The sequence below is a fragment of the Dyadobacter linearis genome, from assembly GCF_907165045.1.
GTDB lineage: Bacteria > Bacteroidota > Bacteroidia > Cytophagales > Spirosomataceae > Dyadobacter > Dyadobacter linearis.
Window position 1 is genome coordinate 662,382 of record NZ_CAJRAU010000001.1, and the last position, 26,107, is coordinate 688,488.

General features: G+C 49.0%; 28 protein-coding genes. 14 read left to right on the top strand and 14 right to left on the bottom strand.

The features are described 5' to 3' along the window. The first annotated feature begins 17 nt into the window (after positions 1 to 17). A complete protein-coding gene (locus KOD92_RS02565; RefSeq protein ID WP_215231945.1) occupies positions 18 to 830 on the top strand; it encodes a helix-turn-helix domain-containing protein in 813 nt (270 codons plus the stop codon). Here the strand turns inward: KOD92_RS02565 and KOD92_RS02570 are convergent. Continuing rightward, complete coding sequence (locus KOD92_RS02570; RefSeq protein ID WP_215231946.1) at positions 827 to 1,063, bottom strand: hypothetical protein; 237 nt, start codon at positions 1,061 to 1,063, stop codon at positions 827 to 829. The two genes, KOD92_RS02565 and KOD92_RS02570, sit on opposite strands and share 4 nt — an antisense overlap. 110 nt (positions 1,064 to 1,173) lie before the next feature. Further along, on the bottom strand, positions 1,174 to 2,436 hold the full coding sequence (locus tag KOD92_RS02575) for a TolB-like translocation protein (RefSeq protein WP_215231947.1): 1,263 nt from the start codon (positions 2,434 to 2,436) through the stop codon (positions 1,174 to 1,176). A gap of 107 nt (positions 2,437 to 2,543) precedes the next feature. On the opposite strand from KOD92_RS02575, the gene KOD92_RS02580 reads away from it, so the two are divergent. Continuing rightward, positions 2,544 to 4,106, top strand: coding sequence for a sulfatase family protein (locus KOD92_RS02580; RefSeq protein WP_215231948.1), 1,563 nt, complete (start codon positions 2,544 to 2,546; stop codon positions 4,104 to 4,106). A 39-nt stretch (positions 4,107 to 4,145) separates the two neighbouring features. Here KOD92_RS02580 and KOD92_RS02585 read toward each other — a convergent pair whose 3' ends face one another. From KOD92_RS02585 to KOD92_RS02595, 3 genes are all read right to left on the bottom strand, one after another. After that, complete coding sequence (locus tag KOD92_RS02585) at positions 4,146 to 4,400, bottom strand: hypothetical protein (RefSeq protein ID WP_215231949.1); 255 nt, start codon at positions 4,398 to 4,400, stop codon at positions 4,146 to 4,148. A 68-nt stretch (positions 4,401 to 4,468) separates the two neighbouring features. Further along, positions 4,469 to 5,893 carry a family 16 glycoside hydrolase gene (locus tag KOD92_RS02590; RefSeq protein ID WP_215231950.1) on the bottom strand — a complete coding sequence of 475 codons (1,425 nt, stop codon included), beginning with the start codon at positions 5,891 to 5,893 and terminating at the stop codon, positions 4,469 to 4,471. Positions 5,894 to 6,002: 109 nt separating this feature from the next. Beyond that, positions 6,003 to 7,610: a family 43 glycosylhydrolase gene (locus KOD92_RS02595; protein ID WP_215231951.1), complete on the bottom strand. Its 1,608-nt coding sequence runs from the start codon at positions 7,608 to 7,610 to the stop codon at positions 6,003 to 6,005. 179 nt (positions 7,611 to 7,789) lie between these two features. Between KOD92_RS02595 and KOD92_RS02600 the strand changes: the two genes are divergently transcribed. The 3 genes from KOD92_RS02600 to KOD92_RS02610 all read left to right on the top strand — a co-directional run bounded on the left by KOD92_RS02600 (position 7,790) and on the right by KOD92_RS02610 (position 10,237). Further along, on the top strand, positions 7,790 to 8,848 hold the full coding sequence (locus KOD92_RS02600) for an NAD(P)-dependent alcohol dehydrogenase (protein WP_215231952.1): 1,059 nt from the start codon (positions 7,790 to 7,792) through the stop codon (positions 8,846 to 8,848). 163 nt (positions 8,849 to 9,011) lie between these two features. Beyond that, on the top strand, positions 9,012 to 9,536 hold the full coding sequence (locus tag KOD92_RS02605; RefSeq protein WP_215231953.1) for an RNA polymerase sigma factor: 525 nt from the start codon (positions 9,012 to 9,014) through the stop codon (positions 9,534 to 9,536). Between the two features lie 5 nt (positions 9,537 to 9,541). Then, complete coding sequence (locus KOD92_RS02610; RefSeq protein WP_215231954.1) at positions 9,542 to 10,237, top strand: hypothetical protein; 696 nt, start codon at positions 9,542 to 9,544, stop codon at positions 10,235 to 10,237. Here KOD92_RS02610 and KOD92_RS02615 read toward each other — a convergent pair. The 4 genes from KOD92_RS02615 to KOD92_RS02630 form a co-directional block, all read right to left on the bottom strand. Continuing rightward, a complete protein-coding gene (locus KOD92_RS02615; RefSeq protein WP_215231955.1) occupies positions 10,176 to 12,782 on the bottom strand; it encodes an ABC transporter permease in 2,607 nt (868 codons plus the stop codon). The genes KOD92_RS02610 and KOD92_RS02615 overlap by 62 nt on opposite strands. Then, positions 12,779 to 13,117: a PadR family transcriptional regulator gene (locus KOD92_RS02620; RefSeq protein WP_215231956.1), complete on the bottom strand. Its 339-nt coding sequence runs from the start codon at positions 13,115 to 13,117 to the stop codon at positions 12,779 to 12,781. The genes KOD92_RS02615 and KOD92_RS02620 overlap by 4 nt, the downstream gene beginning before the upstream one ends. A 177-nt stretch (positions 13,118 to 13,294) precedes the next feature. Beyond that, entirely contained in the window at positions 13,295 to 14,365 is a 1,071-nt protein-coding gene (locus tag KOD92_RS02625) for a glycosyltransferase family 9 protein (RefSeq protein ID WP_215231957.1), read from the bottom strand. Next, on the bottom strand, positions 14,358 to 14,939 hold the full coding sequence (locus KOD92_RS02630; RefSeq protein WP_215231958.1) for a D-glycero-alpha-D-manno-heptose-1,7-bisphosphate 7-phosphatase: 582 nt from the start codon (positions 14,937 to 14,939) through the stop codon (positions 14,358 to 14,360). The genes KOD92_RS02625 and KOD92_RS02630 overlap by 8 nt, the downstream gene beginning before the upstream one ends. Before the next feature lie 121 nt (positions 14,940 to 15,060). On the opposite strand from KOD92_RS02630, the gene KOD92_RS02635 reads away from it, so the two are divergent. Next, positions 15,061 to 15,774, top strand: a complete 714-nt coding sequence (locus KOD92_RS02635; protein ID WP_215231959.1) for a DUF421 domain-containing protein — start codon at positions 15,061 to 15,063, stop codon at positions 15,772 to 15,774. Beyond that, positions 15,774 to 16,457 carry a YetF domain-containing protein gene (locus KOD92_RS02640; RefSeq protein ID WP_215231960.1) on the top strand — a complete coding sequence of 228 codons (684 nt, stop codon included), beginning with the start codon at positions 15,774 to 15,776 and terminating at the stop codon, positions 16,455 to 16,457. Before KOD92_RS02635 ends, KOD92_RS02640 begins: the two co-directional genes overlap by 1 nt. 86 nt (positions 16,458 to 16,543) lie before the next feature. On the opposite strand, the gene KOD92_RS02645 is transcribed toward KOD92_RS02640, so the two are convergent. Continuing rightward, the gene (locus tag KOD92_RS02645) at positions 16,544 to 17,140 is read right to left on the bottom strand and encodes a hypothetical protein (protein ID WP_215231961.1); all 597 of its coding nucleotides are present in this window, start codon (positions 17,138 to 17,140) and stop codon (positions 16,544 to 16,546) included. Between the two features lie 208 nt (positions 17,141 to 17,348). Between KOD92_RS02645 and KOD92_RS02650 the strand changes: the two genes are divergently transcribed. From KOD92_RS02650 to KOD92_RS02675, 6 genes are all read left to right on the top strand, one after another. After that, a complete protein-coding gene (locus KOD92_RS02650; protein WP_215231962.1) occupies positions 17,349 to 17,738 on the top strand; it encodes an SPW repeat domain-containing protein in 390 nt (129 codons plus the stop codon). Positions 17,739 to 17,763: 25 nt separating this feature from the next. Beyond that, positions 17,764 to 18,510: an OBAP family protein gene (locus KOD92_RS02655; protein WP_215231963.1), complete on the top strand. Its 747-nt coding sequence runs from the start codon at positions 17,764 to 17,766 to the stop codon at positions 18,508 to 18,510. Between the two features lie 84 nt (positions 18,511 to 18,594). After that, complete coding sequence (locus KOD92_RS02660; RefSeq protein WP_215231964.1) at positions 18,595 to 19,752, top strand: zinc-dependent alcohol dehydrogenase; 1,158 nt, start codon at positions 18,595 to 18,597, stop codon at positions 19,750 to 19,752. An 8-nt stretch (positions 19,753 to 19,760) separates the two neighbouring features. Then, positions 19,761 to 20,246 carry a hypothetical protein gene (locus KOD92_RS02665; protein WP_215231965.1) on the top strand — a complete coding sequence of 162 codons (486 nt, stop codon included), beginning with the start codon at positions 19,761 to 19,763 and terminating at the stop codon, positions 20,244 to 20,246. A 99-nt stretch (positions 20,247 to 20,345) separates the two neighbouring features. Then, complete coding sequence (locus KOD92_RS02670) at positions 20,346 to 21,017, top strand: DUF6766 family protein (RefSeq protein WP_215231966.1); 672 nt, start codon at positions 20,346 to 20,348, stop codon at positions 21,015 to 21,017. A gap of 103 nt (positions 21,018 to 21,120) precedes the next feature. Beyond that, a complete protein-coding gene (locus tag KOD92_RS02675) occupies positions 21,121 to 21,399 on the top strand; it encodes a SemiSWEET family sugar transporter (protein WP_215231967.1) in 279 nt (92 codons plus the stop codon). Between the two features lie 68 nt (positions 21,400 to 21,467). Here KOD92_RS02675 and KOD92_RS02680 read toward each other — a convergent pair whose 3' ends face one another. After that, positions 21,468 to 21,977, bottom strand: coding sequence for a DUF4142 domain-containing protein (locus tag KOD92_RS02680; protein ID WP_215231968.1), 510 nt, complete (start codon positions 21,975 to 21,977; stop codon positions 21,468 to 21,470). A 212-nt stretch (positions 21,978 to 22,189) separates the two neighbouring features. On the opposite strand from KOD92_RS02680, the gene KOD92_RS02685 reads away from it, so the two are divergent. After that, positions 22,190 to 23,107: an NDR1/HIN1-like protein gene (locus KOD92_RS02685; protein WP_215231969.1), complete on the top strand. Its 918-nt coding sequence runs from the start codon at positions 22,190 to 22,192 to the stop codon at positions 23,105 to 23,107. A 91-nt stretch (positions 23,108 to 23,198) separates the two neighbouring features. Here KOD92_RS02685 and KOD92_RS02690 read toward each other — a convergent pair whose 3' ends face one another. The 3 genes from KOD92_RS02690 to KOD92_RS02700 are packed head-to-tail and all read right to left on the bottom strand — an operon-like array spanning position 23,199 to position 26,078. Then, on the bottom strand, positions 23,199 to 23,720 hold the full coding sequence (locus KOD92_RS02690) for a hypothetical protein (RefSeq protein WP_215231970.1): 522 nt from the start codon (positions 23,718 to 23,720) through the stop codon (positions 23,199 to 23,201). 47 nt (positions 23,721 to 23,767) lie between these two features. After that, the gene (locus KOD92_RS02695) at positions 23,768 to 25,012 is read right to left on the bottom strand and encodes an amine oxidase (RefSeq protein ID WP_229254492.1); all 1,245 of its coding nucleotides are present in this window, start codon (positions 25,010 to 25,012) and stop codon (positions 23,768 to 23,770) included. After that, entirely contained in the window at positions 25,002 to 26,078 is a 1,077-nt protein-coding gene (locus KOD92_RS02700) for a glycosyltransferase (protein WP_229254493.1), read from the bottom strand. The genes KOD92_RS02695 and KOD92_RS02700 overlap by 11 nt, the downstream gene beginning before the upstream one ends. Positions 26,079 to 26,107 lie beyond the last annotated feature (29 nt).

Below are 26,107 nucleotides of genomic sequence, written 5' to 3' on the forward strand. Positions count from 1 at the left end.
TATTACTCGCTGAGAATATGGATCACATTTCAAAGTACCTGACCAAGGAGATCAAACTTTCCAGCTACGACGACAAATTGTTTAAGTCAGACCTGATGTTTGATGATCACATGCTGATCTGGTTTATTTCCGGCGAAACAAAAATAATACAGGCGGATGCTACTCACTATTTCAAAACGGGCGACATATTCCTGATCCCGAGAAATCAACTGGCCACAATTGTTAACTACCCCAAAAATGGGCAGCCGCATAAAACAGTAGTCATGCATTTGTCGACCGAACGGTTGAAACGGTTTTATGAAAAAATAGAGGTTACAAGAAACGGTAGCGCCGTGCAGCAGATTTTCAGCTTCAATAATCATCCCTTTCTGGAAAGTTGCCTGGCTTCATTAATACCATACTTTAATGTAAAGGGCGAGTTTCCGGAAAGTATTGCCTCACTAAAAATCACGGAAGCGATTACAATCCTGAGAGAAATTGACAAGACGGTCGACAGCGTGCTGGCAAACTTTGACGAACCTGGAAAAATTGATCTGATCGATTTTATGCAGCGCAATTTTATGTTCAATATGCCGATGGAAAAACTTGGTTATCTGACTGGCCGGAGCTTGTCGACGTTCAATAGGGATTTCAGGAAATTGTTTGATATAACACCCCAGAAATGGCTTACAGAAAAAAGGCTCGAACTGGCCTATTACCAACTGTCGGAAAAGAAGAAAAAACCCACAGAAGTATATCTGGAAGTAGGCTTTGAGGATCTGTCCCATTTCTCTTTTGCATTTAAGAAAAAATATGGAATTGCCCCGACGCAGCTGCATTCCCGCGCTTAGCCCAATCCTTCTATTGTGGAAACGATTGCCTGCATGAGCCCCTTGTCGATTTTCACAGGTTCGCCCTTATCCTGCATTACCCGGAAGTTTCCTTCGTTATCCTTTTCCAGGATCAGTCGCTGGTCCCCTACCTGCACGTGTAGTTGGTAAGCATAACCAAAAGTGACGACGGTAACAGGGAATTCAAGGGTTTCTCCCTGATATTCCACTGGAATTAGTATTGGCTCTTCCATAAATAATTTCGAAACGCTGAGTAATAAGAAGCAAATCTCCCGAAACTTCAACTAGGGATCAAATCTCTTTAACACCGGGATAACAAGCGTGCCGAATTAAAATCGTGCCGTTACAAAAGCACGCTGAAATAGCCCCTTTTGCCACGCTGCGTTCCCAGGAAGATCAGCTTTTCATTGCCTTGCCACTGGGGTTGATAATCGTCGGAAGGAATAAGGTCCGGTAGCAGTTCCACCCGCCTGACCTTGCCGGTGGTGAGGTCGCGGACCCATAAGCTGTAAGAAATGAATGAAGGATTTGCGCGACTGCTCAGGAAGGCGAGCTGTTTTCCGTCGGGCGAGAACGAAGGATTGGTATCGATCCAGCCGGGCTGGGTCTCAAAAAACTTTTGCTCGCCCGATCCGTCAGTCGCATACAGCGAAATAGCAAAACGCACGTGCTTGCCGCCGTCGCTTCGCGTACGCGACACAGCAATATGCCGGCCGTTGGGCGACCAATCTATATTCGCCTGCCGGAAACTATTCAGATCGCGGAACCGCATGGGCGGGGTCAATGGTACCGGAGCGCCTCCCGCTACCGGCATTTTCCAAAGCCGGCCCTCTTCTTCGGTAACTGTCGGAAAAGCCAGCCAGTTACCGTCGGGCGACCAGGTCAATCCATATAGCTGATCCAGATTTTCCGCCGGAAGTGTACGGGTAACGCCTGTGGCGACGGTGTAGATAACCACGCCCTTTTCAGTAGGTGACAAATACGCAACCTGTTTTCCATCATCTGAAAAAGCGGGTCTGAAACCTTCGCGGGTGATCAATTTTCTGGAAGTAATCTGCTCATTTTCCAGCTCTGCCAGATACAACGGCGATAAGTTCTGACCCGGAGCCTGTACCATCGCAACCGAGTAGAGCGCTGTTTTCCCGTCGGGCGTCACAGCCCCGCCTGTTACCAGATCCGATGTGCCGAAGCCCGGATAAAAAGCCGATTGGGAAAGTGGGCCGCTGGTAGCCATAACCGGATCGGAACTGACGGGCGGCGCGCCTTTGGCTTTTGAGACGATACGGGCTACCAACTGTCCACCCCGGCCGGCTGTGGGGATATTGATTGATTTCTGATCCGCACGAACGGTCCGGTATGTTTGAAACGGGCCCAGCTCATCAGCAGCGATCTGAATTTCATATTCCTCGGCTTCCACATCCGCGATGTCAGGGCACGGCAACATGTAACAGATAATGCTGATCCCCTCCCAACTCAACTGATACTCGCTACCACTTACGGTTATTTGCAAACCAACAGGGCGTACCCGTTTGGACGGGTCAATCGCTTCCTCTTTGCAGGCGTACAGAAAAAGGAGCGTGATCAGAAAGAGTAGTGAACGTTTCATAGTAAATACGTTTAGACGTTGGTAGCGCATTTAAGACGCCGGTAAAGTATAAAAGGTTGGCAGATAGTTTCACGCCTTTTTTGACTTCTATAAAAAAATCACCTTTTATGATTACTAATAAAGCAAAGCAGTTTACAATACCCTGTGTCGCGCTGGCCATTTTAATTGCGGCTACCGGCTGGCAGTTTACGGCAAAAGAAAACAGGGCGGCAAAACCCAACATCATCCTGATCAACCTCGACGACCTGGGTTACGGCGACGTGGGCGCGTACGGGGCAACCGCGCTGAAAACGCCTAATATGGACAAGATCGCAAATGGTGGTATTCGTTTTACAAATGGCTATGCTACTTCGTCGACCTGTACGCCGAGCCGCTTTGCATTGGTGACCGGCGTGTATCCATGGCGCAATAAAGACGCGAAGATCCTGCCCGGCGATGCGCCGCTGCTGATCGATACTGCGCAAATGACCATTCCGAAAATCCTTAAAAAAGCGGGTTACGCCACGGGAATCGTAGGAAAATGGCACCTGGGACTCGGTGATGGAAATACGGATTGGAACAAGGAGATCAAACCCGGACCGAACCAGCTTGGTTTTGATTATTCGTATATCCTGGCAGCTACCCAGGACCGCGTACCGACGGTTTATATTGAAAATACCCGCGTCGTCGGCCTCGATCCGAGCGATCCTATTCAGGTGAGTTACAAAGAAAATTTCCCTGGCGAACCGACCGGAAAAGCCAATCCGGAGCTACTAAAAATGAAGTGGCACCACGGTCACGATCAGAGCATTACGAACGGAATTTCGCGCATTGGCTACATGAAGGGCGGCGCGAAAGCCAAGTGGGATGATGAAGAAATGGCCGATCTGTTCCTGACGAAAGCGCAGGCATTTATTACAGATCACAAATCAAAACCCTTCTTCCTGTACTACGCCATGCAGCAGCCGCACGTGCCGCGCACGCCAAATCCGCGTTTCAAAGGTGTTACCGGGCTCGGACCCAGAGGCGACGCAATAGCCGAAGCTGACTGGTGCCTGGGCGAGTTGCTCAAAACGCTTGAAAAAGAAGGAATCCTGGAAAATACACTGGTCATTTTCACCAGCGACAATGGCCCGGTCGTGAACGATGGTTACCACGATGACGCGGTGGAAAAGCTGGGAAACCACAAACCTGCGGGACCGTTACGTGGCGGCAAATACAGCCTGTTTGAAGCTGGTGTGCGGGTTCCGTTCATTACCTATTGGAAAGGCACGATTGAACCGGCGGTTTCTGACGCAGTAGTTTGCCAGCTCGATTTGCTGAGCTCACTTGCGCATTTGGCCGGGCAGGAAGCGAAAGGTTTGGACAGTCAGAACTACCTGGATGTGTTTTTGGGTAAAAGTAAAAAAGGGCGGAACGAACTGGTGATCGAAGCCGGCTCGCGCACTGCATTGCGGCAGGGCGATTTTGTGATGATACCGCCTTACAACGGTCCGGCGGTGAACAAGCAGGTCAATATCGAACTGGGGAACGCGAAGGAATATCAACTATACAATTTGAAAACAGATGTTGGTCAGCAGAATAACCTTGCGAAGTCCCAACCTGAAAAACTGAAACAATTGATCGCCGCTTATGAGCAGCTGGCGAAGGGTATTTCAAACCAAAAGACAGAAACGCTTAAACTGGAATAGAGGCGAAAAGTGCTGATGCGGGCCATTTTGCAGCCCGCATCAGTTATTTTCAAGTAAAATCCGATACTTGTCAACCTGACTTTCAAAGTTCCTAATCGCTACCTCGTAGATGATTTTCAGCGATTCCAGGTCGTCTATATCCTTTTCATAATCGTCGCTGGCCTGCACATTCCGATCGAGTTTCGATAGCAGTTTTTCGAGCTTTTTCAATGAACCCGCATTCTCTTCCGCGCGGTACTGATACCAGTCCAGCAGTTGCCTGTAATTTTCTTTTAAGCTGTCTTTTTTCGCCATTGTTAAACCTTTATCCGCAGGTCAACAATATCTGTGCCACTTTTTTGGATGGCTGAATAATGCGCGCCCTACTCCCGCAAAAATTCGCGGCTTTCGGTTCCCTGCCTCAATATCACCTTTTTCTCCGCCAAACTGAATTCAAAAGTGGCTCCTTCTGCGGGATAGGAAAAGGAATGCTTGCCGGTTACCTGCAGTTCGGCAGGTTTCTGGCCGGTAGGCTCGACACTCAGCCCGGTTTCGCTTTTTGCAAAAATCAGCTTATACCCCGCCTGCACGCTGCTGTAAGTACCGATGTAAGGTTCCAGGTCGATGCTCGCGATCTCTTTGGCGAGGCTGACAATCCCTGAAATATGATCGGTACCGGTGATCCCGTCGCCCTGTTTTAGCCGCGCCATGATACCCCAGCCGTAAAAATCATTCGAAACGCCGATCAGCAGATCGTTCTCGCCCGCATTCAGGTTCAGATCGACCGTCGCATTCTGGATTGAGATCCTGCCGTCGGGGTAGCGTTTCATATTCTGCTGGAAAAGGTTCTTATCTGCGAAAATGATCTGGTTGTTGAGAAATACCCAAACCTCGTCGCTGAAACCGAGTTGTAGTGCCACTTTTGCAGCTTCCTTTGCAGTAATCCTCGTTTTGAGCCAGATCGCCCTGCGTGTTTTACTACCGCCGTGCTTCCTTGTCAGGTTCACAAAACCTGCGCGTTCGGCAGCAATACTATCTGTAAAAAGTTGGGGTTTGGGCTGGTTTTGAAAGGATAGTTCACTGCCTACCGGTAGCTCGAACGGCGCGCTTGATGCCCATTTTCGGAGGTAAAGTCCGTCGTGGTCGGTGATATCAGGCAATGCGAACGGGCTCAGACCTTCCACTTCGTCGGGCTTCACCTGCACATTGGCAATATAGGAAGCGCCTTCAAAAGCAATACTACCCTCAGCCGCGGAGCCTTCCAGCCTGGGAATATCCAGTACCGGTTTGGTTGCATTGTTGAGAAAAACTTGCAGGCGTTTGCCCGAGATAATCAGTTTCAAGTGATTCCACTCCCCCGGCTTCAATATCGCAGGCGCCTGATAGTCAGGATACATATCCCACATATTGATCCCATCAAAATAAGGACAATACTGTATTCCCTGATTCGCCAGCCGGTTGTTCACGCGCGACATGCGCAGGTACACGATCTCCTGCTCCCTGGCGTCTTTGCGATGGAAGTAAATGCTTTCGGCGAATTCAGATTCAGAAGGATCAATGTCAAATTCAATGGTCCCGTTTTTGAAAACGAGGTCTTTCAAAACTACCTGGCCGGATCTTTTTTCGATCTTCATCGCCTTCGCGCCTTTGTACGTTTCGAAAGCGACCTTACCTTCCTGAAATTCCCATTTCTCCGCTGTAAGGGGAATAAGATAATCGACTTTTGCAGCCGCAGGAGTTACTTTTTTCCTTTGACCAAAACACTGAACCGAGAGAAGAATGAGTAAAATGGGAACGACGTTTTTCATAGCATTTTTGCTTGTTTTGTTTTGAAGCAAAAGTGCATTCCAATGCAGTTACAGCCTGTTCAAACCTGGGGCAAATTCAGTCCAAGATGCTTTCAAGCAGAATAATCACTCATTTCGGACTGATATAGGTCTCAAATTTCAGGCTTCTGTTTTTCTCGATCACGAAATCCCCATCACCCTTCACCGCCGCCGCGCCTTTTGGATAAGACAGCGAATCATTGAACTGAAAACCATAGCAGCCTTTTGTAGTTTTTGATTTCAATGCGATCACATATTTCTTCCCTTTCTCTACCTGAATATTGGGGTTGAAGTGAAGTCGCTTGGGCGCCCAGCCCATAGAATCGGGCTCGGCAACGGTGGCAAAGAGAGAGGAACCAGTTGGTAACCCGGAATCGGTTGCAGGATATATATTCAATTCAAGCCCGGAGTCGGGGTAACCATCGCGGAAAGTCGTAAAATTAACTTCGCTCAACTTGCCCGATCTGGTAGCTACAAAAGATTGCGTCCGCTCCTTTCCGTTACTAATATCACACTGTGTTGTAAAACCCTCCCGGCCCGAAGAATTGTCGATATTTTTCCGTGACTTTTGGTCAGGTACAGCGCCTACTTTGACGCGCACATTTTCGCTCGGATTGCAGGGAACAGGCTCAATAGCGCCCTTTTCATCAAATTTCAGCGGCGCCCAGAAATAGTTGGCCAGCGCCTCATTTTTGGCTGCATTGTTCCACAGATCGCTCCCATACAGATAGACTGTTTCAGAGTCAAATTGGATCGTGGAAACGAAGGAAGGTTGCCCGCCGCAGGATTTATCACTGATACTGATCCCCTCCGACCAGGGCCCGAGCGGCGATTTGGCGGTACGGTAAGAAGTGCCGGTACCGGAGCAATACCCGCAGTTGGGATCCGAATACAGGAGGTAGTAAATGCCATTTCGTTTCATCAGTCCCGGCGCTTCCGTTTTTCCCGGCGTCACTGCCTTCACGTGTTTGCCAGTGCCGGATAAATAATCGTCAGTCAGTTCTTCGATCACGATAGTTCCTTTGGTCCGCCAGTCGGTGTAAGCTACGTAACCTTTACCATCATCGTCGACAAAAGTATCGTGGTCGCCATTGTTCAACCCGGCGGCTTCGGCATTCTGATTAACAGCCAGTTTTGGATTCTCAACTTCTGTAAAAGGTCCCGCTGGGTTTTTGCTCGTAAATACCCTGAATCCGACCACATTATCATACACATTTACCCACAATACATACAGCCCGGTCTTTTTGTTAAAAACAACGTGAGGCCGGAAGCAACCGTACGTATTTCCATTACACCTGCTCTGCCAGACGGGATTTTTGGCGTCAAATAAATAGCCCTTATCCGTCCAGTTCACCAGATCCGGCGAAGCGTACACTTTAAAACCACAAAACGGAGCGGACTTGTTCTGCCAGGCGAAACCGCAATCGTAGCTGGTTCCGTAGAGATAATAAGTCCCGTCGAAATAGGCGATCTCACCATCGTGCGCATCTATCGCATCGCCCGCAATATCAAACCGGGTCACCTGCTTGCCCGATTCATTAAAATTAACAATGCTGACCGGCGACAACGTATTTCCCTTGCCAGTCGCTGCATCTCTTTTGCGTTTACTCTGGCTGAATGTATCTGTAACCGGAAAAACGATTAAAAACAACAGGAATGCGGCAAGCATTCTGGCTATCAGACTGATTTGAAATTTCATAGGATTCAGGAAAATGGTCGATTCGAAAGCTACAAACCTACCGCCTAACCTCCCCGCCCGAAATGATCGAATTGGCTGATCTTTTACATATTTTGCTGTCGTGAAACCTCCCGCAAAATGGCGGGGTACAGATTTGTTATAGTTGAAGTGACCGTTAAAAAAACCATTTAAATCATACCATGATAGAAACAACAAACGTGAAGGCATTCGGAACAGAAGCGGCCGAGGCTCCATTGAACGAACTTGGCATCAGCCGCAGAAAACCGACCGCGCACGATGTGGAAATCGACATTCTTTTCTGCGGAGTATGTCATTCCGATTTGCATACCGCTAAAAATGAGTGGCACGGGACCCAGTATCCCTGCGTTCCCGGTCACGAGATCGTGGGGAAAATTATCAGTGTGGGCGACCACGTGAGTAAGTTCAAAATCGGGGATACGGTGGGAGTCGGCTGTATCGTGGATTCCTGCCGCGAGTGCCAGTATTGCCAGGATGGTTTGGAACAATTTTGCGAACCGGGCATGACCGGCACCTACAATTCACCCGATAAATACCTCGATACACCGACATTCGGCGGGTATTCTGAAAGTGTGGTGGTGGATGAAAACTATGTATTGCGCATTCCCGAAAATCTGGATCTGGCAGCGACTGCGCCCCTCTTGTGTGCAGGTATCACTACCTATTCCCCTCTGAGACACTGGAATGTGGGTCCCGGCCAAAAAGTGGGAATTGTTGGCATCGGCGGACTGGGGCACATGGGCATTAAGATCGCCAAGGCAATGGGCGCCGAGGTAGTAGCATTCACCACGTCGGAAGCGAAGTTTGCGGAGGCGAAACGCCTGGGCGCAGACGAAGTGGTGATGTCAAAAGATAAAGACCAGATGGCGGCTTACACGGGAAAGCTGCACTTTATATTAGACGCAGTTTCGGCGGAGCACGATATCAATGCATTCCTCAGCCTGCTCCGCGTGGACGGTTCCCTTGCACTGGTAGGCGCGCCTGAGCAGCCGCTACCCGTCGCTGCATTCAGTTTGATTATGGGGCGCAAAAGTTTTTCAGGCTCTATGATCGGCGGCATTGCGGAGACGCAGGAAATGCTTGACTTCTGCGGTGAACATAATATCACTGCTGACATTGAAATGATCGATATGCAGGAGATCAACGAAGCATACGAAAGAATGCTGAAAGGCGACGTGAAGTACCGTTTCGTGATTGATATGGCGTCCCTGAAAAAGTAAAATCGGATTCAAAAAAGGCTTGCATGAATAAAATGAAGTGTGCTCACAAGGTGCACTTCATTTTTTTTGAAAATATTCACGCAAATTGTGTGACATTCTTTTTGTTGCTGCGAATAATTATTCAGGACAACATTAATTTTCACAAAGCAAAAGAAACAGCCTGATGCATGTGCCGGGAGATTCCGATCTACGCGATACCGAAAGTTTTCTGAATGTGATCGATGCGAATAAGGGCATTATTTACAAAGTCGCGAATGCATATTGCCGCGACAATGAAAACCGGAAAGATCTGATCCAGGAGATTACCGCACAGCTCTGGCTTGCGTTTCCAAAGTATGATGACCGGTTCATGCTCAGCACCTGGATGTACCGTATAGCGCTGAACGTTTCTATTTCTTTTTACCGGAAAGAGACAAAAAGGGATAAGCTGAATCAGCCGCTGACTGCCGAAATAATCAGCCTGATAACGGAAGATGCGCCTTTTGGTGCAAATTCTGAATTGTCGCTGCTGCACCGGTTTATCCGGGAGCTCAAAGAATTCGACCGGGCGTTGATCCTGCTTTATCTCGAAGACCGGAGTCAGCAGGAGATCGCCGACATTCTGGGAATTTCAATTTCTAATGTCTCGACAAAAGTGGCGCGGATCAAGGAACAACTCAGACAAAAATTTTCAATCTTAAAATCTTAACTACCATGCAAGAATCCGAACTGATCGCATTGTGGCGGTCTTATGATCAAAAGCTCGAAGAAAACCTGACCCTAAACCGTCAGAATGCAGCGGCGATCACGCTCATCAAGATCAAGTCGCTGCTGCGTACGATGGCGCCTATGAAAATTTTCGTGACCGTTACGGGAATACTCTGGATCTCGTTTTTATGCGTGGTACTTTACAAAACCTATTCATTCGCGAGCCCGTTTTTCTGGTATTCTATCTTAATACACGTGGTGCTGCTCGCCGTCGTGATCGGCATTTACATTTCGCAGCTGGTACTGATATTCCAGACCGACCTCAGCGAGGCGCTGATAGAAACGCAGCGCCGGCTTGCCTCTTTAAAAGGCTCCACCCTACTTGTTTCCAGATTAATGTTCCTGCACGCGCCGGTTTGGACAACTTTTTCAATCCAGGAAAGAATGTTCGAACACCCGGTCTGGCTTACTTTGCAAGTGGCTACTACCATCCTATTCCTCATCACCGCCCTCTGGCTATTCTTCAATATCAAATACGAAAACCGTGATAAGAAGTGGTTTAAAATGATATTTAATGGTAAAGAATGGGACCCGGTGATGAGATCGATCGAAATGCTGCGGGAGATTGAAGGGTATGAGCCTAATCCCCCTGCAAGCTCTTCACCGGGTTCATCAGGGCGGCGCGGATACTTTGGAAGCTGACGGTTACCAGGGCAATAGTCGCGGCGATCAGCCCGGCCAGGACGAATACCCACCAGTCGATCGTGGTTTGATAGGCGAAATCTGCAAGCCACCTGTCCATTGCGTACCAGGCGATTGGTGTGGCCAGCAAGATCGCGATCAGGATAAGTTTGAGAAAACCCTGGGAAAGCAAAGCTACTACGCCGCTCACCGTTGCGCCCAATACCTTGCGGACACCGATCTCTTTTTTCCGCTGCTCGGCCATAAATGCCGACAGACCGTATAGTCCGAGGCACGATATGAAAATCGCCAGCCCCGCAAAAAGATTGAAAATATTCCCCATTTGCTGCTCACTTCTGTACAGGTTATCGAGATCTTTATCCAAAAAACCATAGGTGAACGGATATGCAGGATTAAGCTGCCGACTGATCTCCCCGAGTTTGCCAATAGTCGCCTCGTTTGCGCCGCCGCGGGTACGAACGATCACGACCCCGCCCCATCTATTGAGCCGCAAAATCAGTGGCTCAACGGCATGTTGCAGAGATTTGAAATTAAAATCCTTTACTACTCCGATAATTGTACCCTTACTTTCACTGAATGAGATGCTTTTCCCTACCGCATTGCCTGCATTCATTCCCATGATCTGCATCGCCCGTTCATTGATCACATAATTTGCAGTATCCCCCGAAAAATCACGTGAGAAACCGCGGCCAGCCAGCAACTTTGTTTTGAATACCTTCACAAAGTTCTCATCCACATCCAGCGAAGGCACAACTATTTCATTTCTGGCAACCTGTCCTTCCCATTCCAGATCCACCGTACCCGAAGTGATGGCTGTCGGCAGCTGCGAGATGATCGAGAAGTTTTCGGTAAGCGGGTTCTCACCCAATGCCGTTTTCAATGCCTGTTTTTTATCCCATAATTCACCGGACATAGACAGGTAGAGCAAGTTCGATTTATCAAAACCCAGGTTTCTGTTTTTAATAAAATTCAATTGTTTGTAAACAACAGCGGTACCGATAAGGAGAATGATAGCGACGACAAACTGTGTGATTACCAGTCCGTTCCTGAAAAGAAGATTAGCGCCTGCTACCCTCATTTTTCCCTTCAATACCTTCACAGGAGCAAATCCCGAGAGGAACAGCGCCGGGTAACTGCCCGAGACCAGGCCCGTCAATATCGCAATCCCGACCAGACTGAGCAGTAACCTTCCGTCCAGCAATTGAATGGCAAGTTCCTTTTCGGTGAGCATCTGAAATACCGGCAGCAGCATATAAACGATCACAAGCGCGATAAGTAGGGACAGGAATGAAAAGATCAGCGATTCACCCAGAAACTGGACGATCAGCTGGTAGCGACCCGCTCCAACCACTTTGCGCAGCCCCACTTCCTTGGCCCGGCGCTCGGACCGCGCGGTAGCGAGGTTCATGAAATTAATGCAGGCTACGACGAGGATAAAAATCGCGACAACGAAAAAGATATTGACATACTGCATATTACCGTGGCCCGGCAGGTCGATCTGTAAATCGGAATGCAGGTGAATAGCGGTAAGTGGTTGCAGCTGAAAATCCACCTTCATTTCATTTCCGTGCGCTTTGTAGAGTTTATAGATCTGTGCGGCCATCGCCTGCAAACCAGCAGCCGACGTATTCACATTCTTATTTAGCTGGAAGTAGGTGTAAAAATTGAAGTTTCCCCACGTACTGGTTTTCAGATCATTGTCAAATCTGGCCAGGTACGACATGGGCATAACAAAATCAAATTGTAAATGAGAATTGGAAGGCGTATTGGCCAAAACGCCTGCTATCGTAAAATTTTCGTGATTGTCCCTCCGTATGACTTTGCCGATCGGGTCCTGGTCTCCGTAGTATTTCTTAGCGATTTCCTCCGTGATCAGCAGCGCACCCGGGTTACTCAGCGCAGTTCTTACATCGCCTTTTAATAAAGGAAAAGAAAAAACCCGCAGGAAATTAGAGTCCGCAAATACCACCCGCTTTTCTTGAAACTTCTTCTCACCCGCCTCAAAAAGGCTCGTAACAGGCTTGCTTAGCCGCACCGAAGCTTCAATCTGGGGCATTTGCGACTGCAAACCAGCCGCCATACCCGCCGGACTTACAGCAGCTTTAAAATCACCTGCATTGCAGGTCATTCTGAAAAGCTGGTCGGCATTTGCATGAAAGCGGTCGTAGCTCAACTCATTTCTTACCCACAGCAAAATGAGGATACTGCACGCCATTCCAATGGACAAGCCGGCAATGTTGAGTGCGGAATAGGCTTTTTGACGGAGCATATTCCGCCAGGCGATTTTAAAGTAGTTGCTTAACATATCGGGGTTGAGGAAAAAGGTTTGGTCATATTTTGTCTGGCTTGCGCGCCGCTTCACAAATGGGGGTAACACCGAAATCACATTCAATATGTAGCGCATTACCGCTTGTGATCTGCCGCCACGCCGGTACCAGTATTCGTAGAGTTCATCAAGGTCGCCTTCCACCTCTTCGAGCGTATTGGCCGGATGCAGCCAGCGGAGCAGGGTTTGTGCCCAGCCGGGCGGTTTTGGGGCGCTCATATTCCGCTCACCCTTAAATCGTTGTCGGGCATCATCTGCCAAAGCTTATTGCGCAGCTCCTGAATATCGCGCAATGCAGTACTGCCGAGTGCGGTTACTTTGAAGAGTCGCTTCCGCCGACCGCCCCGTTCCGTTGTAGCCCCGCCAAGCTCGGATTTAACAAAACCTTTTTCTTCCAGCCGGATCAGCGTGTTGTGAACCGCGCCGAATGTGACGAGCCGCCCGGTATGCAGCTCAATTTCCTGACTGACCGTCACCCCGTACGCTTGTCCGTCGAGGATCGCGATCATAAGTAGGACCAACTCTTCAAATTCTCCGAGGTATGTCCGGCGCATGCTGAAACCATTAGTTTCTATTTTTTAGTACAAATGCATGCCAATTTTAAAAAACTGCCCTTAGTGCACCTATTGAGGTATTTTAGGAGTTTTTAAAAAGAATATCCTGTCCGTAAAAGAACGGAGACTGTTCGATTTTGAACAGTTCAAATACCTCTCTATTTGATAAAGAAAACCTCAGGCCGGCAAGAGTAAGCCTTCGACCGCGGCCAGGATTTCTTCCGGCCGGGGATAGGGAATGTGCGTGGCGTAAATCTGATCGGAAACGTGGCGGATAATGATATTACTGCTTTCCAGATGCCGCGGGACGGAATAGGGCAAGATCCGGTGCGGCGATTTCCAGGGCGTGTGCTGCGGATTTGTTTGCGCATATAAAACCACAACCGGCGTTTGCATCGCCGCGGCGATATGAATCGTGGCAGTATTGACTGAAACTACACAGCGAGCCTGATCGATCAGGGCAGCAAATTCAGCCAGCGAAAGCATTCCGGCAACAGATACCGCACGTGCGCCGATCCCGGCAGCAACGGTTTCCGCAAGCTGCCTTTCGGCACCCGACCCGCTGACCAGGATCGGCATTGGATACCTTTCCGTCAGCTGCCGCCCCGCCTCGATCCAGCCGGCAACGGGATATTCCCGCTTTGCTTCCGAAACGCCGGGGTGGAAAACCAGAAAAGGCTGCGTGGTATCTACCTGAACAGCGGCCATTTTCTGTATGCAGGATTGCTGCTCCTCCGGACTGATTTGCAGCAGCAGGCGATCATCGGCAGTACCCGCTCCCAGCCTGGCCGCGACTGCCAGGTCACGTTCCACCTGGTGAACAATATGCTGGAAGGGTTCGGGATCGGGCAGCCAGTGGGTGAGCAGCTGATAAGGATTTTCGCGCGCGTACGCGACCCGAACGGGAATATCTGCCAAGAAAGCGAGCATTGCCGCAGGCAGCGAGCTCTGACTATATACCGTAAAAATAACTGCCGCGTCGAACCCGCGACTTTTAATATCCCCTGCCAGCTGTACCAATGCCCCGCCGTCACAGCCGTCGCTTCGGACCCACGGCAGATCTGCTACGATCGTTTCGTTAATACACGGAATATTCGGAGAAACCAGCGAGCCGGCACGAGAAGTAAGTAGCGTAATGCGGCTTCCAAACGTTTCCTTCAATGCCCGAAATGCAGGCGACGCCATGATCACATCGCCCATATTATCGGCGCGAATGCACAAAATGTTATTCAGTTTCAGTTCAGGCATCGGTCGTTTCCTTTTGGGTGGAAATATAAGTGGCTGCTTCCAGGAAGTTGCTGGCTGTGAAAACGGGATCGCGGAAGGGGCCGGTAAGCCACTCGGTTTCATTTCCATTGCCGATGAGCACCGTGCGGCAGCCCGCGCGGTTGCCCGCTTCGACGTCATTCAAAATATCCCCGATCATCCATGATTGTTGTAAATCAATATGCAGCTCCTCCGCAGCCCGGACCAGCATACCCGGTTCCGGTTTCCTGCATGCACATGAAAATCCTAGCTCAGCAGGTGCATGCGGACAGTAATAGAAGCCTGCCAGTTCGAGCTCGTTTTCCTGAAAGGTTCTGTTAAAAAATTGGATCAGCTTGTCCAGATCGGGGCTCGTAAACTTCCCCATCGCGAGTCCGGGCTGGTTGGAAATGATCGCCAGTTGATATCCCTGAGCCTGTAAAGTCCGTAACCCTTCAAAAACGCCGGCTTCAAAAACGACCAGCGCAGGATCGGCATTGTAGGGTAAGTCGCGGATCAACGTACCATCCTTGTCCAGGAATATGGCTTTTGTTTTGGGACTTTGAGATATCTGCATCCGGAAAATATGGTTCGCCGCTTTCAGAAAAAAAAGATGCCACTTCGGACGGATAGTGTATGTGTGACTGGCACGCATTTATAAGAGACGCGATCCCGAATCAACATTCCTTTTTTGTAGCATGAAAAAAGAAGATATACAGCCCTGGGACTGGCAGCGCATTCTTTTCGGCGAGGCTCCGCCTGAATTTTTGCTGGAAGTTTTTATCCGCACCTTCGTTATTTACGTGGTGCTGCTGATTATTGTGCGGTTGATGGGCAAGCGGATGGGCGGCCAGCTGACTATCTCGGAAATGGCCGTTATGGTCACACTCGGTGCGATTATCTCGCCTGCGATGCAGATTCCCCAGCTGGGTATTTTAATGGGTATGATGATCCTTGTCTGCGCGCTCATTTTCCAGCGGGGCCTTAATCTGTTTGAATTTAAAAGCGGCCGGTTTGAAGAGCTTAGTCAGGGCACAACTTCGCTTGCCGTTAAAGACGGTATTATTCAGCTGGAAGAAATGAAAAAGGCAAAAGTTTCGAGGCAGCAGCTTTTTGCCGCGCTAAGAAATCAGAATATCTACAATCTAGGTGATGTGGGACGTGTGTACCTGGAAGCCTGTGGCATATTCAGTGTGTACAAAAACGAAGAACCGGCTCCCGGTCTGCAAATTTTCCCACCGCAAGATCAGAATATCAACAGCTTCTCCCAGCAGATCGTCGAAGGTAGCCTTGTGTGCGCAAGCTGTGGAAATGTGGTAGAAGATACCGACACTTCACACGCCTGCCAGGTTTGCGATTCAACTACGTGGATATCCGCCACAGTCTCCATCCAATCTCAATTAACAAAATAATGAAAGCAGAAGACATACATTTCAACGATTGGCAACGGATATTCGTAGGAGACGTTCCAGGCGGATTTTACCTGGAAGTAATTCTCAGGATCTTCGTCATTTACCTGGTCCTGATGATCTCCATGCGGTTAATGGGAAAAAGAATGGCGTCTCAGCTGAGTCGTAACGAGTTGATCGGAATGGTCTCGCTCGCTGCTGCAATCGGGGTGCCGCTGCAATCACCTGACCGCGGCATACTACCTATTATCGTGATCGCGGCGATCGTCATTTCGATTCAGCAGCTTGTTGCCAGCCTTGCCACCAAAAGCCAGTCACTGGAAACACTTACACAGGGAAACCTCACCGCAATTGTTGAAGACAGCTGCCTGAATCTCGACAAAATGCAGCAGGTTGGCATTACCCGGGAACGTGCATTTGCCCAGCTGCGCAGTTACAGTATCCGCCATTTAGGAGAAGTAAAAAGGCTATATTTTGAAGCAGGGGGAAATTTTACACTGATAAAAAACTTTGAAGTGACGCCAGGCCTGCCGGTATTACCGATCTGGGATAAGGAATACCAGCAGCGGATCAGTGAAACGTCCGAGCAGCTGGTCTGCGAGGATTGTGGGGAAAAATCGAACGACGACCAAAGCACACCCTGCCCGAATTGCGGAGGCAAAAAATTTATTCACGCGGTTAAATAAAATGAAAGTGAATAACTGAAAATCGCAGGCTTGCATAATGCAAAAGCCTGCGATTTTTGATTTAGGTACTTGTTAAAAACGGCTGCTCAGCTCATCATCATCCTTATCCTCCGGATATGATCCGCATCTTCCTTCCTCTTCCCGACGATACCTCTGATAATACCTTCCAATGAATCATTAAATTGCTCAAACTCACCTTTAAGCGCCTGGTGCGCCTGTTGGAGAAATGGAACATTCTGCTGATGCGCTGCAATTGCTTTTTTCGGCTGCCTCGCATATTGCTCATACTCAACACACAGCTCCTGGTTGATCTGGTTCGTGAACCACTCCCCGGCCGGCTCCGGCAACGGGATAGATGGCCGGCAACCGAACAGGTAGCCGGATTCTTTCAGGGCATATTTGTACATCAGTACGCTTACGCGCACATTGACTCCCTTCCTCATGCCGGGCTGAAATTCAGAAAGCGGCAAAATCCGGTCGATGATGAGCTGGCGGCCACTGTTGAAATCAATCTCCGGCAGTCTCAGCGTGAAAGACTCTTTCAACGACGAAATATGTTTTTCCAGCTCCCCGTCTTCAAGGAACTCCTCGGGCCACAGACCCACCTGATCTTCCAGCTCATTCGTGGTTTTCAGGAATAGCGCAGCCGCGTCATACTGTGAAAACAAATGTATTTTTTGCATGGACAAGTGTAAAAGATTGTGGATTCTCTTAATTCTGCCCCTACTAAAAATAGGCCAGATCCACTAAAATCGCCGTTTTTGAGCAAAAAAAAGTTTAAAAAACCGGATAAACCACATATCCCTGCGGGTAGCCCCTCAAAGCGTCCCGAACTGGCACAGGTTTTTACAACGCGCCGTATTTTTCATAACCTGTCAACCAACAAACCAAATGAAAATCATCAGCACCAAATTACACAGCAAACTGGATTACGCGACCGGGCCGCTATTCATAGCGATGCCCTGGATTGTAGGTTTCAGCGAAGTTTTACCAGCGACCTGGACGCTCGTCGCCGTCGGCTCAATGGTAATACTAATGTCGATGTTTACGGATTATGAAGGTGGCATGGTACGGAGCATTCCGATGTCCGTTCACCTGAATATGGACATTATCACCGGATTATTCCTTGCCGCATCTCCCTGGATCCTGGGTTTCGCAGATCAGGTATACCTGCCGCATCTGATACTGGGGATTATTGAAGTAGGGGCCGGATTAATGACTGTGCGGGTATCCCGGCAAGTGGAGGAAAGTCCAATGGAAAGAACCCACAACCCAACCTGACCACCGTATCAAAATCCAATTTTTTATGAGGCATTACATCTTGTTCGGACTCCTGGTTGTTGCTGCCGGCTGCGGCGGCAACAACTCGGGCTCCCAGGTAAAATCCCCCGGCGATTCCATACCCACCAAAGACGCGCTGCTGGATAAAGGCGCAGATCTTTTGCAGGACAAAACGCCATTCAAAAGTTTCAATACCTATCTCGACGGTTTTCATTTCTACAATGGAAATATCAATGCGCAGATGGAAGCACATCATTACGTCAATCAGCTCAATGAGGACCTTTATCAGGCGATCATTTTCGACGGTAATGGGAAAGATGCCAAGTTGATGGGTGTGGAATACATTATCACAGAGCGGCTTTTTAAAACCCTGACTGAGGAGGAAAAAAAGCTTTGGCACAGTCACCATCACGAAGTAAAGTCAGGCTCCCTCGTTGCGCCGGGCATTCCGCTTGCAGCGGAGCACGAGCTGATGGAGAAGCTGGTTTCAACTTACGGAAAAACGATCCACACCTGGCATACGGACCAGGAAAGAACATTACCGGTGGGCTCTCCGATGATCATGATGGGATTTACAAAAGACGGACAGCTGAAAAAAGAACTGCTCGACGACCGCGACAAGCGATTTGATATCTCCACTGAAAAAATCAAAAAGAGCCGGGCGGATATTCCGATGCCGCAAATAGCAGCCGGTGCCAATGCCTGGGAGAAGGGCGAGATCCGGCAGTTTGTGATCAGCAGTAAGGCTGATTCGGCTGTGCACAAGCACTAATATGTCCCCACACTGGAATGGTTTTTTAAAGAGCCGCGCCTACTTAAATCTTTTACACTTCAAGCACTTAACAACAGACCAACTATGCTAGCAATGAATTATCGCGGCCCGTACCGGGTCAGACTGGACCGTAACAAGCCGATGCCGGAGATCGAGCATTCGAGCGATGCGATCGTCCGTGTTACCCGCTCCTGCATTTGCGGCTCAGATCTTCACCTCTATCACGGCCTGGTCCCGGATACGAGGGTTGGAACCACTTTTGGACATGAATTTATAGGTGTAGTCGAAGAAATCGGCGATGCTGTTCAGAACCTCAAAGTCGGCGACAACGTACTGGTACCATTTAATATAGCCTGTGGAAAATGCGTTTTCTGCGAGCAGCAGCTTTATGGTAACTGTCACGAGTCCAACCCCGAAGCAACCGCAGTAGGCGGTATATTCGGCTACTCCCACACAGCCGGCGGTTTCGATGGCGGCCAGGCAGAATATGTGCGGGTACCTTATGCCGATGTAGGCCCGACGGTCATTCCGGCAGATATGGACCACGACAATGCAGTACTCCTCACCGACGTATTCCCAACGGGCTATCAGGCCGCTGAAATGGGCGGGATCAAACCCGGCGATACGGTTGTGGTATTTGGCGCGGGGCCGGTTGGAATTATGGCTGCCAAGTCTGCGTGGCTGTTCGGCGCAGGTCGTGTGATCGTCATTGATCACCTGGAATACCGGCTGGAATTCGTAAAAAACTTTGCGCAATGCGAGGTGTACAATTTCCGCTCGCTGGGTGATGTCGTTTTGTTTTTAAAGAAAACAACCGACTGGCTGGGTGCCGATGTGTGTATTGATGCGGTGGGTTGCGAAGCTGCGGGTGATGCAATGCAAACGATCACAGGCCGGAAGCTGATGCTGCAATCGGGCTCGGCAACTGCGCTTCACTGGGCTATCAATTCGGTGAAAAAAGGAGGTATTGTATCAATTGTGGGGGTCTACGGACCAACCGGCAACCTGATCCCGATCGGAAATGTGGTCAATAAAGGTATTACGATCCGGGCCAACCAGGCTTCTGTGAAAAGGTTGCTGCCGAAACTGATCGACCACATTCAGTCTGGCCGCGTGGATCCAAAACAGATCATCACACACCGGATTCCGCTCGAAGAAGTTTCTGATGCATACCATATTTTTTCAGCGAAGCTCGACAATTGTATCAAACCAATATTGATTCCGCCATCGGCACGTAAATAACGAACATTATGAAAAATACAGAAAGAGATTATAGTCATATCAAAGGCTGGGGGATCGATGCTGATCCATTGGATGTACCAGCCTATCCCATGAAGCGACGGACCGAAAATGACAATAAGGGAATGATATGGGAAAGACCAGCACAGCAGCCGGCAATGGTGGAAGTGCTGCATTCCAATGAGCGTCCCGGTTTGTCTGCCGTATTCGGTACACCCAATCCGCCAGCCGGACTAAGTGGAAAAATAAGGCGTTTTGCATTTCGCTACTCTGAATCCATGATCCGGCACTGGCTTTTGCTGCTGATCGCAGATCGTGTGAATATGATCGAGGGAGTGCACCAGGACATTCAGAGCGGCCACGTTCCGGATTTTTTCAGTGAACTGGGCGGCAAATCAGAGCTCAAATACAACAAACCGGGATTGATCCGAAAAATCGCACTGGGTTCCCTGATCACGATTGTGGCTGTTGCCTGGCTGGGCAGAAAGCGAAGGTAGATAAATTAAATAGTTGCAAATTCTAATACTAAAAATGGCCCGGGTTTCCGGACCATTTTTGTTTATTTACCTAAATAATTTTTATCTGGAAATCGACTAATGAGCCAAACCTCCAAGCAACATTCATTCCTTTATAAAAATGGACTGGGCCTCTTGTTCGTCGGCCTTTTTATCGTTACCCTCGCCGCCCAGGCACTTACCGGCTGGTACCAGCACAACGCAGAGCTGGAAGAACAGCAAGCGGCCTTGCTCAGTCTCGCTGCCTACCTGCAAAGCGGGCATTTCATTTCCGCTACATTTGAAAATTTCGAAAGTGAATTTTTGCAAATGGCACTGTATGTGGTACTTACCGTCGGATTGCGACAAAAAGGATCGGCAGAATCGAAATCTCTCGATGAACCCGAAGAGGTCGACCGGGAGCCGCAACCCGGGCCGGATGCGCCCTGGCCGGTCAGAAAAGGCGGGCTGATTTTAAAGCTTTACGAGAACTCGCTATCGATCACTTTCGGGATTCTGTTCGTGGCAAGCTGGGTACTGCATTTTTACGGAAGCTGGGTAGACCACAACGAGGAGCAATTATCGAAAGGGTTGGCACCGGATACCATAGGCGGTTATCTGGCGCAGGCTAATTTCTGGTTCGAAACCTTTCAGAACTGGCAGAGTGAATTTCTCTCTATTGCGAGCATTGTATTGCTGACCATTTTCCTTCGCCAGAAAGGATCGCCGGAGTCGAAGCCCGTTGATGCGCCGCATTCTGAGACAGGAAAATGAATGTTCATTTCACCTATTTTTTTTAAGTAAAATCCACCTGTAAAATACGGTATGCTGGTATAATTGTTTAAGAGCGCCGGTCTCTCAAACAACTTTCACAAATATGGATTTTATAGAAGGCCTGGGCCTGGCAGCCGGAATATGCACATCCTCAGCAATCATTCCACAACTGGTTACGACGATCAAAAAGAAGACGGCGAGCGAAGTTTCCGCCTGGATGTTTATCGTATTATTGACCGGGAATGCATTGTGGGTTTATTACGGGATAGATAAAAAGGACATACCCATTATTTCCACAAACATCTTCACGCTGCTCCTCAATGTGACCATGCTGATCCTTAAATTCAAGTATAAAAAGGATGGTAATGAGCAGGCAGGCTAAATAACATTTAAAAGCCACCCGCAACCATGTCGGCGAGGGTGGCTTTTACGTACAGAATAACTTCGCGCTTACTTCACGGCTGCGCCTAAAAGTTGCTCCGCCATTTCCAAATGGTGCTTTAATGCAGGAATTTTCGAATCCGCCCATTTTTTAAGATCGGGATCCTGCCCCTTGTTGGATTCTGTTTGAAAAACGCCGATCGCTTCCTCGTGTGACGCGATCATCATATTCATATAAAGCATATCAAATTTTTCTCCGGTTTGCGCAGCAAGACTATCATATTGCTGCTGCTTTGCGGTGCTTAGCTTAGCCGGAACGGTCAGCTGCTTTTTCCTGGCCAAAGCTTTCAGTTCTTCGTTTACTTTGGTATGGTCTGTAACCATCATTTTTCCATAGTCCTTGCATTTCGCTGACGTAGCGCGCTGCGATGCCAGCTCACCCAGCTTCACTTCAAGCATACCGCCGTCGGCCGCAGCAATTACAAATTCTTTGTCAGGTGAATCTGTTTGGAAACGGTCGGTGAAAGCCAGGAACGCGGTCAGTATTACACACATTGAAGACAAGAAAATCGTTTTCATTTTTAAGTTGTTTTGGTTTGAGATTAAACGCCTGTTCTCACGGTGCTCCTGCGCCGAAGGATGGGTTGCGCGTCTTAAAATCATGCCAGCCTCCGACCTTCGAATGAGTGGGATTCAGATGCGGTATTTTTGGATAACTATGGTGAGGATCAGCGTGGCACGGGAATTTAAAAGAGGGCCGAAAATTAGTTTAAACCCATAAATTCCTGTTTATGCGCTTCAATAAATGGTTGGTCACATTACTGGTTTTGCTGGTACTGGCCGGAGTCGGGATCTGGTGGTGGAAGTCACCTTCTTCTGAAAAAGTCAAGGAAAATGCGGCGGACAAAGTAATGCCCACACTGGGCGTTGCGTCAGCCAGTATTACGGATATAGATGCGGAACGTATTAAATTGGTAAGTAAGGTCTCGATCCATAACCCGCTTCCTGTGGACATTAAAACTAGGAAACTGAACTACATTATCTATATCGATTCCGTGAAGGTGATTGAGGACAGCTACGAAAAGCCGATCCATATCCGTTCTTCCGACAGTTCCACCCTCACATTGCCTATGGAAATTATGGCAAAACCGATGGCCCAGGTCATTAAATATTTTGACAACCAAAAAATCGATAGCGCAGATTATTCCGTCAAAGCCTCTTTCGAGGTGGATGTTCCTATTGCGGGCGAGCGTAAGTTCAATATGGATTTTTCCAAAAGATTGCCCGCATTGCGGCTACCCAAAGTGGAAGTGAAGCATGTAGATCTGAACGCACTCGCATTGAAAAGTAAGGGAATGGACATGGAGGTGGCGGTTTTTAATCCTAATCTATTCCCCCTGAAAATGCGCGACGGGAAGTTCAGTTTCAATATCGAAGATGCAATGGAAATGAATGGCGTACTTGAAAAGAATATCAGCATTCCAGCCAAAGGCAGCCAGAATATATCCGTTCACGCGAAAATGACAGACGGGAGCGTAATGAAAAGCGGCTGGAAAATACTGACTGACAAGAAAGATACGCGCTTTACGTGCAAGTTCGCCGGGGAGATCGAATCAGAGAACAAGATGCTTGAAAACAGTAAAATGGTAAGTACAATCTCCGGTACGCTCGACGAGATAGTTAATACAGTAAAAAAGGCGATAAAATAATATTTAATAGCGCAGAAAATGATTCGGGCCTGTATCGGCGATATTGAGTTATCGACGGTACAGGCCCGAATTGATATCTTACAAACTTCGCTTATGGACGCGTAGGCACTCTCTGGTTATGCTTCATCTCCTTATTCTGGTAGTTACCAGTTGTCCCTGTGTGATTTTTGGTATTCTTGGGAGCCGAACCACTACCCTTTTTCGCCGTTGTGTCCGCCTCTGTCAAATTTTTCCTGCGCGCTTCCACAGCTTTCTTTGAATTCAGCATCGACTTTTCGTTCGCTGCATCATTGTCCGAGTAACGACCTACATCGTTTGCATTTTCATTCGAAGCACCACCGGGGCGGGTACTGCCGTCGCCAGGTGTATTTTGCTGTGCCTGCTTGCTGCGTGTGTCCGTTGCGCCCGTATTTCCTGCCTGGGCGCTACCACCCGACGGTGCAGCACTGGTCTTTTCGGAATTTCCCTGATGGGTTTTGTTTGTAGTCTGACTGTTCGGATTCTGCTCACTTGGCTTGTTCGTCTCGCCCGCGCCGGTACCTCTGGTTTGTGAATATGAAACTGTGGTCGCGTATAGCATCGCCGCAGCGACCAGCATAATTGACTTTTTCATAATGATGATAGTTGGTTGATGAAATAATATGTGACGCATTTCTAAAATTATGCCAGCAGGTAGCCTGATGGAACCTCTGATGCGCCCTCTTTCTCCATTTGTCTGCTCCTTAATGTAAGCTCGATCAGCTGCTGACCTTCCGCCAGCGCAACTGCCGATTCTTGGTGCAATACCCTTGCGTGCCTTTCCGAGAAATCGTTGTCCCACAAACCTGCCTGGTGCCAGATATGGAGATTATCCCAATCGGGGCGGTCGATAACCGGGTAGAGGCAAACGCCCAGGATCGGAGCGCCGCGGTTGATCAGCTCTGCACATTGTGCCGCGATCATTCTAATCCAGAAAGGCCGGTCCTCCTTCGGGTGACTGGTTTCGGAGATCAAAAATGGCTTATCATAGCGCAGGTAAGCGGCTTCCAGCAGGTCGGCCAGTTCTTTCCACCTCGGATCGTTGACTTCGTCATTCCAGCCCAGGAACTGGTAGCTGCCCACAATCCACTGGTTATTGTAATAATAATTAAATCCTAAAATATCGAGCAGGTCCATACTCCCCCCGAGTTCCGGGCAGATCTTTCCGCAAAGCATATCGACGGACTGAAACTGCTGCTCATTTTCCAGAGAAGCCGCGAGTAAATCGTCCGGCGTCGGGTCAAGTACCGGCACCATATTGACGAGCGGCTCGGTGGTGAGTATCCGTACATGGTCGCTCATTTCTTTCATCGCCCTTGCCCCGGCGATATAAGCTTCCATCAATGCATACTTCACATTCCATCCGTTTCTCTGGCAGTAAGGCGAAGTGCCAGCTACCTCTCCCCCCAGCCAGGAAAGAAAACTCACTTCATTTACCGGAGTAACGAAAAACAGCTCACCAGGAAAACTGGCGGTATAAAATGCTACAAACGCCTTGCAAAGCGCCACGAAACGCGGCGTAAAATGAGGGTGTAAAGGGGTAAGGTCTGCTGGAAATCCAAAGTGACAAATATCCCAGATTTGCTGTATCCCATTCATCTTCCCCGCCTTCATCATGCGCAGCACCGCCGAGAAATCGTAGTGATACGGTTTATACTCCACAGTACTCCACCTGATCCCTTCACGCACCGTCCTCATTCCGAGCGCGCTTAGCCGCGCATAGTCCTCATTGATCAGCTCCAGATGCCCGGTAACTTCTAACAGGTCCACGCGGTTGCCGCTGGAATTAAGCTGGTCCGTGCATTCGAAACCTCCCATCCAGAATGTTCGGAATGGGCTGTTCTGCATTTGAAAATGTGTATTTCGTGCGTATCCGTCAGCTGGCATTTTTCAGTTCTCTCGTTAATACAACTGCCTTATCCTTTCTGGTCGCGGCCAGCATTAATGCCGCCATGGATGCATAGGTATCTTCCCATGATTTGTCGGCAAGATATTGATCCACTGATTCGAGCCAGTCCGGATTATCCAGATTTCCCAACTCGTATTCAATAGCCGAAATGAAAGTTTCCGCATCGTCGCCAATGCTCACCAGCCCGAGTTTTGCATACGGTAATACCACATCCCTGATCGGAGTCGAAACCACCGGTCTTCCAGCCGCCAGGTATTCCGGTGTTTTGGTTGGGCTGATAAATTTCGTGGACTCGTTGAGCAGGAACGGGATCAGCGCCACATTCCATCCAGACAGGTACGAAGGCAGTTCCTGGTATTTTTTGGAACCCAGATAATGGATATTATCCGCCACCGGAAGCAACGCCGGGTCGATTTTCACAACCGGGCCCACGAGCATAATATGCCAGTCCGGTCGGCGGGCAGCGATTTCCCTGATCAGCTCCTGGTCAAACCGCTCGTCGATCACACCATAGAACCCCAGCTTAATTCCATTGATCTTAGCCTGGTCGGCCGGCTCTGACACTACTGCCCTGGCTGCCTGAAAATGGTCCTTGTCGATACTGCTCGGGAACGGATGAATGTTCTTGTGACAGGATTTTTTGGACTCATAAAGAGTAACCCCGCCTGTGAAAACGATATCAGCCTTTGCAAGCAGCTGCTGTTCCAGCTCCCGGATCCCGGCCGGAGCAAATTTGAAAGCCGACAGTTCATCCATGCAGTCGTACACTACCAGGTCCGGCTTGAAGGTTTTCGAAAATTCAAACGCCATCGGCGTGTAATACCAGAATACGAAGTTGGTGCTGCCGCGGTCTTCGAAGAAGGACGCAAGCAACTCCCTCATCATCTCATTGGACTGCTGGTGTGTGCAATCTGGCGGCAGATGCGGCACACAGACCGATAGTCCGGGAAGCTCTTTTTTAAACTGAATGTAAGGTCTGTCAGTCGCGTCAAAAAATGGTTCTTCCAGAAAAAAAACGTTTCCGTTTTTAGCGAAGCGCGTCATTAAGTGTTGCGGACGTTGAAAGACGAAAT